We start from the raw sequence: 1249 nt of genomic DNA, 5'->3' as shown, positions 1-1249 counted from the left end.
ATGTGTATAAGAGACGTATATACTACGTCTCGCTTTTTTTGAAATACAAAATTAAACAATAAATTTACTTAGCAACACTTATGATCTTGTCCAATAGCTAAACCGCTAAAAGATAGTGGACCAACAACGTCTGCACTTGCACCACTAGTAAGGTTTTCTACAGTTAATGAATATTCGTGAGTCCCGCAGCTAACATTTTGATCTATAGCTTGAAATGTTTGTGCGTAGAATTGCTCAGAATCTGTAGATTCAATCCCTACTTGAGCGTTGAAGATTTCTGTATTGTCACGGAAAATTCGGAATAAAACTTGTGAAATCTCAGTTATACCTTCAACTCCAACTGTAGCAATTAATTCTACTCGATTATTACGTGAATCTCTTCTTGAAATTTTTAATTTAATATTAGCTAGAATTGCTTTGTTTGGGGAATGGGGAATTACAAAAGTCGTTTCACCCGTTTTACTTATAGGCTGAGTAGCTTGGTAATCAATGATATGAGTCATGTTCGTCACCTCCTCATATACTAAAATATGAAGGTAACGATGAATTAGCTTGGACATATGCTAGAAAAAATTGCTAGAATTGAAAAATAATATTGAATATAGGGAAATCATATAAAAGCATCAAAAATAAATCACAATTGTGTGAATTACTTCTTGATGCTATTTATATTTTAGGCAGAATGTTCTTCTTTACGTACTTCAAAGAATTCATTACGGCATAAGTAATTAAAAATTTTCTCCGAAACCGCTTCTTCTTGAGATATTAAGAAACGATGATCAAAAGCATAGAAAGATTGACCTTTAATTAATTTTACGTAGTATATTTTACACACCTCCTCTAAATTAGGATTCGTACTTACCTTATATTATGATGGCCTATCTGACTGTTAATAATACTTAAAGTTTCAAAGGATAGGAGTTTTCTGTTGAAAATGATAAACATAACAAGACATTGAAATTGCTTACAAATTTGTAATGTTTTTGTCACCTTTTCCGATAGTTAAAATTAACCAATATCTTCTATACTACAAATAAGTTCCATAAAACAAGGGGGTATAAAGATGGAAGAAGTAATTGGAGAAGTTGTAGCAGGGATTTGTGAATTTGTAGTTGAAGTGACTGCGGATGCTTTAGGGAATTTAGTTTCCGGAAATGAAGAGGAGAAAGAAACGTTATAAAAATTTGTAAAGAATTTAAAGGTGAATAATGTGTAAAGGCTGATTTCTAAAGGGAAGTCAGCTTTTATA

General features: G+C 31.7%; 2 protein-coding genes. Both read right to left on the bottom strand.

Features of this window, described 5'->3' with window-relative positions; genetic code table 11:
• Nucleotides 1–68: 68 nt before the first annotated feature.
• Complete coding sequence (gene exsC, locus KI356_RS27730; RefSeq protein ID WP_212937066.1) at nt 69–503, bottom strand: exosporium protein ExsC; 435 nt, start codon at nt 501–503, stop codon at nt 69–71.
• Between the two features lie 170 nt (nt 504–673).
• Entirely contained in the window at nt 674–826 is a 153-nt protein-coding gene (locus KI356_RS27725; protein WP_212937065.1) for a YqbF domain-containing protein, read from the bottom strand.
• Nucleotides 827–1249 lie beyond the last annotated feature (423 nt).

Source organism: Bacillus hominis (assembly GCF_018332515.1).
Taxonomy (GTDB): Bacteria; Bacillota; Bacilli; order Bacillales; family Bacillaceae_G; genus Bacillus_A; species Bacillus_A hominis.
The sequence above is the reverse complement of the archived record's forward strand: the minus strand, read 5'-3'. Positions and strand labels throughout refer to the sequence as shown.

Excerpts from the sequence above, each read along its gene's own strand:
- exsC (WP_212937066.1), bottom strand. The coding sequence starts at position 503 with ATGACTCATATCATTGATTACCAAGCTACTCAGCCTATAAGTAAAACG.